The organism is Methylobacterium sp. (assembly GCF_019745455.1).
GTDB lineage: Bacteria > Pseudomonadota > Alphaproteobacteria > Rhizobiales > Beijerinckiaceae > Methylobacterium.
The window spans coordinates 1-6443 of record NZ_JAIETD010000138.1; the positions used below are offsets into that span (position 1 = coordinate 1).

Genomic DNA, 6443 nt, shown 5'->3' on the forward strand with positions numbered 1-6443 from the left:
GGCTCTCACGGATGGAAACGCGAACGGGAGCACCGTAGGATCGGACATGGCGGGCATGGCGGGCTCGATCAGGTGAAGAGGGTTGGTGTCAGCACCCAATCCCTAAGCCAAATCAATGCTTTACGCTACGCTCGCCACCCCAAATCCACCGCCCTCGTGAATAAGACGGGTTAGGCGGCTCGTGGTCCACCGCCACGGATCAGGCCGCTTCCGCGATGCGGATTTCCAGCTTGAGGCCGGCAGCGGTCGCCATATCAACCAGGGCATCCAGGCTGAACTTGCCGAGTTTGCCCCGGAGTAGATCGTTGATCCGAGGACGGGTGATCCCCAGGCGCCCCGCCGCGACCTCTTGTGTCACGTTCCATGATTTTACATGCGCAACCAGGGCGCCGAGGAGATCAGCGCGCGCCTTCATGCTGGCGGCTTCGGCCGGAGTGTTCGCGATTGCATCGAACACGTCGTCAAAGGTCTGGACTTCCATCGCCTTAATCCTTCCAAGCCTTGAGCCGCTTCGCGGCAATCTCGATGTCCTTTTGCGGTGTTTGCTGGGTCCGCTTCTCGAAAGCGTGCAGGACGAGGACACGATCCGGCAGCGTCGCGAGATACAATACACGGAAGGCGCCCGACGCCTCTCTCACCCTGATCTCCCTCACGCCCGGCCCCACGGTCTTCAGCGGCTTCCAGTCGGCGGGATCGTCCCCGGCTTGGACGGCGCGAAGCTGATAGCCCGCCTCGGAGCGGGCATCATCCGGGAAGTCCCGGAGCCGGGCGAGGCTGTCGCCTAAGAACGTGATCGGCTTCATACAAGATAGTGTATCGAAACCGATACAGCAAGGCAACGGGATTTTCCATAACTCACAAGTTATGGACATGAGGCTTGCCCCTTTGATCGCAAAGGGTTACGTTGTCCATAACTCATGTCCACAACTACGCCCCTTCGCACCCTCGGATATGCCCGCGTTTCGACCGTGGGGCAGACGCTCGACGTGCAGCTTGAGCAGCTCGCGGCAGCGGGGTGCAATCCGATCTATCGAGAGAAGGTCAGTGGTAAGAGTGGCGACCGGCGCGAGCTGAACCGCCTCCTCCGAGAGGTTCAGCCGGGGGATGTGGTGGTGGTCACTCGGATCGACCGGCTGGCGCGATCCCTGTTCGACTTGTTTGCGATCATCCAGCGCATCCACCAGGCCGGGGGGCGCTTCCGCTCGCTCGCTCAGCCTTGGACCGACACCGGCACGGCCGAGGGCAAGATGATGCTGGCTGTCATGGGTGGCATGGCCGAGATCGAGCGGGAGATGATCCTGACGCGCACCGCCGAGGGACGCGCCCGCGTGAAGGCGGCCGGCGGCAAGACCGGGGGGCCGAAGCACAAGCTCACCCCGGCTCAGCAAAAGGAAGTCCGCCAACGGCTCGCCGACGGCGAAACCGCCACGGCGCTGGCGGTGTCCTTCAACGTCTCTCATCAGACCATCGGCCGGCTACGACCGAAGCCAGGAGAGGTGGTATGATCGCAGTCGTTCTCTGGGGTATAGCTGGTGGCCGATAAAACACGGATGATGAGCAAAGAATAAGAGAATTCTGATGCAGATGTAAAATATAAAGACTAGACGAAGTTATAATATATTCAGTCCGCATGCGTAGAAATCTATCGCTGGTATCCAGCAAATCCGGCAGCGTAACTTGTGAGGAAGCAAAAATTGGTGGTGTCTACAGAGGCAGGATAGATAGGAGAATAATCATGCGGCTCTATGTGGCTTCTGCTGTTTTCTTTGTATTGGGCTGCCTGTTTATCGGCGGTGCAGTATGGGCTCGGCTACAAATAGGGCGTGAGATTTTCTATCGCACGTCAGAATTTGGGCTAGTTCAATTCAAAAGCTATCGATATGTCGTAATTTTCCAATTAAAACAGGCCGCCATTGAAATTCTAAGCAAATTAGGGATCTGGATTGGTTTGTTTTGCTTTTTTTGTTCTTATACAAATGGGCTCGTAATGGCTGGTCGCTGAGGCTTTTTCCTCACATCTGAATTGTATACATTTTTGAGCCTCTTGTATGGGTTGACAGGATCTTATCGCACCGGACGTTATAAATTCCCGAGGATACAAAGGGGCCATGAATGCCGCTGCGCCGTCCCTTACGGCATCGTGAGCTGACGATTGCCGCTATCGCCAGCTTACTCGTGTGCTGGCAGGCCGACGTCCATGCCCAGTCCGATGGGTTTCCCAAACCGCTCGCCTTCCCTCCTCAGCCGCCGCCCAAGCCGGTCACTCCGCCGCACAGGGCTTCTCCTGAGGTTCCGGCGTCTGTGTCGCCTGGAACCCGGTACGAGCCTCAGGCCCAAGCCCAGACCAAGCCCATGCGCGTCGAGGTGATCGACGGCAGCCGCTTCCGCGATATCGAGAATGGCACCGTCTATCGCCTGTGGGGGGTCGATGTCTGTGCTCCCGATCAAACCGCCCTGCTCGGCCGTCAGCCGTGGCCGTGCGGAACCATGGCTCGGGCATGGCTGGTCAACGAGACCCTTGGGAAGTGGGTGAGCTGCGTCCTCCTCGACAAGCAGGGTAACGAACTGGCGGTGCGGTGCTCATCGTCCACTCATCAGGACATCGCCCTTGCCATGCTCAAGGAAGGGGTCGCCGTGGCCCTGCCCCCGGATCATGAGCCCAAGCAGGTCAAGGTCTACCTGGCGGCCCAAGATGCTGCTCGTAAGGCGTTTCGCGGGCTCTGGGGGTCCGCCTTCGACATGCCGTGGGCCTATCGCAGCCAGCTCGCTGCTGTGGAGCCGAAGGCCGATCCCCCTCCCCCTCCGGCGCCTGATCCCGTGAACCCGACAGACGGCCCGACTCCCAGCATCACGGGTGATCAGCCCATTCAGAACGAGAAGGGGCCTCCGAAGTCACCCGGCCTTGTCCGTGGTCAGCCGAACGAGGAAAGGCGATAGATATGCGCAGTATGTTTAAAGCAAAATATCTGATAATCGCGCTCGCATTTGCTCCTCTCCCTGCAAATGCTGAAGGTATCAAAGCTCTAGAAAAAGGCTTTTACCTTCCAACGGATGTTGGATGCACCGGCATCGGCGGAGCTGCCGAAATTTATTTCGACGGTGCCAATATATCTGGTCATTATCAGTTGTGCAAAACGACTAAGAATGACCAAAAGAATTCATATAAATCCGTCTGCATCGAGGCTCAAGGCCCGGATCAGCCGACAATGGCTGATATCGAAAAGGATCCGGACAGAACAACCGTAGTCCAAGAAATTAATGTCAAATCAAAGACATCGTTCATATTAAATAAGAGAATATATAACCATTGCAGGTCTTGATATGAGAAAACTGCCTGCATTCTGCGTGGTTGTTGCTGCTACCGCAGCTTATGCATCGAATTGCCCGAGTGGCGATGCGATGCTTAAGAATAATACGCCGCTCACCCAGCTTTGTCCGAATGGTTTTACGAGCAAAAGCGGCGGGTCTATCGAAAATGCCATGGCTAATCAGAAAGACAATGTTGCTATGGTGTATGCATCGGCACAGAACACAGGTGTTCCGACCGATCTTGCTCTTGCTGTGAGTTATCATGAATCAGTTGGTTTCAATTCATGCGCAGGTTCCGACACAGGTGTGAAGGGCCCTATGCAGCTCACACAAAGAACCGCGCGTTCATTAGGTTTTGATCGAGATATCAATCAGCAAAATATCAATGGCGGTATGGCCGTCTTAAAGAGGGCTTATGACAAGTGCGGTTATAATTACGCATGCTTGTCTGCGAATTATAATGGATCTCCTCGACCGGGTGAACAGGCAGGTTGGGCGCGTGGCGTTGAGGCGGCAACTAATAAATTCAAGAATAATCCAAAATTGCTTGCTTCTGCTTGCAACGAGTCGACAACTGCAAACTGCAATCCAAACGACGCGGGAAATCCGAACTTGCCGGGGTCCGGAACGGCAGTAGCACAGAACCCAACCAAAGGCGGTGACACGGCAAGTGCCGGATCTGGCGCTCAGGCATCAGCCTCGCCTGCGGACCTCAGTTCCCCGGCCGAGCATCCCCCGACCCGCGACATGGCATCGATCATCCTCCCCGTGGGAGCGGCTGCGCTTGAGCCCCGCGAGATCCCCGAGGGGATCGCCCTGCCCCAGAACGCGCTCTGACCAAGGACAGGACTTCGCGATGACGACCCGCCTCCCCCTCGTTGCCCTTCTGTGCGCCCTCGGCGGCTGCAACTCAGCCGGGCCGCCGATCGTCTACACGGCGGCCCCGGCCGAAGATCCCCTCTACAGCCCCCAGGGGATCTACCCGGGCCGGCTCGAGTATGCCCCGGATCGCAGCGCGTTCGCCCCGGTGCTCACTCACCGGGGCTACTACCCGACCCAGGACGAGGCGCAGGCCGCATGGCTGCGAGCTGCGAACGGGCACGCGGTCACGGCCGTCCCGCCCACGGCCGTCCTGGCGCGGCCCGATGGCTCGACGGCTACCGGAGGCTTCGGGTTCGGGAGGCGCACGCCGCCGGACACCTTGCCCGTGGCCGTGCGCCTGTTCGGCTGCGGTCCCGGCCGGATCGACAACCAGACCGGCCGCACGTCCGATCCCCGCCGCCCGCTGTCGGTCCTGTGCGCGACCGACTTCCTGGATGCGGCCGGCGGGGTGATGTTCCGTTCGCCCGTGAACTTCGTCTATGCGCAACGGGCTTGGCATATCGACCGGACCAATCCCCCTGCGCAGCTCGCCCGGTGGTTCGGACAGACGCGCAGCCCCAAAGACCCGCTGTCCTGGGTGCCTGGTCGGCCGCGGTACGAGTAGGCGCCCCTGGATGCGCCTCGCGCCTATGCTTCTAGCTGTCGTGGGCGGTCTGTGGGCCGCCCAGGCTCATTCCCAGTCGGGCGGAACGACGACCGATCCGGAGCGGCCCCGGCCGCTCAAATACGCCGATCTTCGCGAGGACGGGCCCCAGGTCGGGACGTTTCGCGAGATATGGGCGGATGCCCTTTCCCAAAACAATAAGGCATACGAACATCAGGGCGATCTTCGCTATGTTGGAGGCTACGCGCCAGCAACGGAAGCGCATTACATCATCTGGACGCCCTCACGGAGCGTCGTTTTTTCGGTCCTGAACACGACCACGTTCTGTAAGAAGTATCTTGATCGACTGGATATCGGTATCAGTGTCAAGATGTGCCCGATGCGCGTAGCCTTCTACGAGGGCGGACGAAAGACCGTCATCGGTGGCATGAACGTTTGCTATTTGGAATGGACGGCCCCGGCTCTCGCCAAGCCTGATCCTTATCGTTCCGTGGCATATGCAAGTTACGATCCAAGAAGTAAATTGCTCTCAGTCAGCCTCACGGTCGATCATAAGCCCATCGATGACTGTGGCTATACGATCCGGCTAACCTCCGAGTCCGATGGACCAACGAAGCCTTGATAACTAGGAGCCGAAATCTAATCAGCTTGGCTATGTGAAGGGCCGCATCGACCGCCGCTATGATCGGCTCGCCTGAAACTTCCTCGCCGCCTCGCGGCTAACACCTGCTAATGGTTATGTGTCTGGACGGTAAAATGCGATCATGCTCTGTAGCGTAGCTAGCCGACGAGGATTAGAAATAAACGCTCTCGGATGGCGGGGGAACATGTGATGGATTTCTTCAAGAAGCTCGCAGAAGCTTTTTTCGAAGCATTCGCTAAAGCTGTTATGGAATATCCGTTCACCACGGCATTAGTTCTGGCCGGTGTATGCTTATACGTTAACTATAAAAGTGTAAAACTTATTGATAAAGGCAAGCCTAGGATCGATTTTTCGATTAGCGAGATTATTATTCTGGTGTTATGGTTTGTCTTTGCTATGGTAATTTCATTTTTTGTCGGGGTCATATTTAACGCGGTAACAGCAGCGGTAGTTTGGGCCTTTGGTTTCGGCGGGATGATAGTTACTCCATTCAAAACAAATCCTGCCGCATTTACTGTTTTTCTTCTTATATTTTTGACATCAGAATTTATTTATTTTGCATATAAAACTAGGTTTCGGATAAAAACTGCGCCTCTTGGGAAAGTAATATCTCTAACATTCATTGCCCTGTTTGCAACTTACGTTTCTACTTCAATTTATGCTGATATTAATAGAGAAAAAGATGATAAAGCATCTAGTTCTTCTGGAAAGATCCCAAAATAGTTATCTTAACGAGACTGTAGGTTTAATAAATTTGCGGGGCAAAAATTAGCACGGCGACACTGTTTGGAGTTTAACCATGGCTCGGTCTCATTCCAGATAAGAAAGAATTCGGCCGACCCCTACGGGCCGGGCTCTAGTCGCCCTTCGGTCGACCGGAGCCGCCTGCGACGTCTCCGCCCTGCCGGGTGACGATCCCTGTCGGGCGCTCCGCCCTGCGGGCTCCCCGCAAGGCGGACGCCGGGCGTCCCCCTTCCTTTTTGTCGGGTGGGGAAGGGAGGGCTC

The 6443-nt window shown here is 56.7% G+C and carries 10 protein-coding genes; 8 read left to right on the forward strand and 2 right to left on the reverse strand.

Annotated elements, in window-relative coordinates; translation table 11 throughout:
* Window positions 1–199: 199 nt before the first annotated feature.
* Both K2Y56_RS23455 and K2Y56_RS23460 read right to left on the reverse strand, forming a co-directional pair.
* Complete coding sequence (locus K2Y56_RS23455; protein WP_292513589.1) at window positions 200–481, reverse strand: XRE family transcriptional regulator; 282 nt, start codon at window positions 479–481, stop codon at window positions 200–202.
* 4 nt (window positions 482–485) lie between these two features.
* Window positions 486–803 (reverse strand): type II toxin-antitoxin system RelE/ParE family toxin, encoded by a 318-nt coding sequence (locus tag K2Y56_RS23460; protein ID WP_292513592.1) that lies wholly within the window; start codon window positions 801–803, stop codon window positions 486–488.
* 114 nt (window positions 804–917) lie between these two features.
* Between K2Y56_RS23460 and K2Y56_RS23465 the strand changes: the two genes are divergently transcribed.
* From K2Y56_RS23465 to K2Y56_RS23500, 8 genes are all read left to right on the forward strand, one after another.
* Window positions 918–1505, forward strand: coding sequence for a recombinase family protein (locus K2Y56_RS23465; RefSeq protein ID WP_292513594.1), 588 nt, complete (start codon window positions 918–920; stop codon window positions 1503–1505).
* Window positions 1506–1735: 230 nt separating this feature from the next.
* Window positions 1736–2002 (forward strand): hypothetical protein, encoded by a 267-nt coding sequence (locus K2Y56_RS23470; protein WP_292513597.1) that lies wholly within the window; start codon window positions 1736–1738, stop codon window positions 2000–2002.
* A 350-nt stretch (window positions 2003–2352) separates the two neighbouring features.
* On the forward strand, window positions 2353–2937 hold the full coding sequence (locus K2Y56_RS23475) for a thermonuclease family protein (protein WP_292513600.1): 585 nt from the start codon (window positions 2353–2355) through the stop codon (window positions 2935–2937).
* A gap of 2 nt (window positions 2938–2939) precedes the next feature.
* Window positions 2940–3320: a hypothetical protein gene (locus K2Y56_RS23480; protein WP_292513603.1), complete on the forward strand. Its 381-nt coding sequence runs from the start codon at window positions 2940–2942 to the stop codon at window positions 3318–3320.
* A gap of 1 nt (window position 3321) precedes the next feature.
* Window positions 3322–4146, forward strand: coding sequence for a lytic transglycosylase domain-containing protein (locus tag K2Y56_RS23485; protein WP_292513605.1), 825 nt, complete (start codon window positions 3322–3324; stop codon window positions 4144–4146).
* A gap of 19 nt (window positions 4147–4165) precedes the next feature.
* A complete protein-coding gene (locus K2Y56_RS23490) occupies window positions 4166–4795 on the forward strand; it encodes a hypothetical protein (protein WP_292513608.1) in 630 nt (209 codons plus the stop codon).
* Between the two features lie 10 nt (window positions 4796–4805).
* Window positions 4806–5417, forward strand: a complete 612-nt coding sequence (locus K2Y56_RS23495; protein WP_292513610.1) for a hypothetical protein — start codon at window positions 4806–4808, stop codon at window positions 5415–5417.
* A 210-nt stretch (window positions 5418–5627) separates the two neighbouring features.
* Window positions 5628–6161 carry a hypothetical protein gene (locus K2Y56_RS23500; RefSeq protein ID WP_292513613.1) on the forward strand — a complete coding sequence of 178 codons (534 nt, stop codon included), beginning with the start codon at window positions 5628–5630 and terminating at the stop codon, window positions 6159–6161.
* The last annotated feature ends 282 nt before the right edge of the window (window positions 6162–6443 follow it).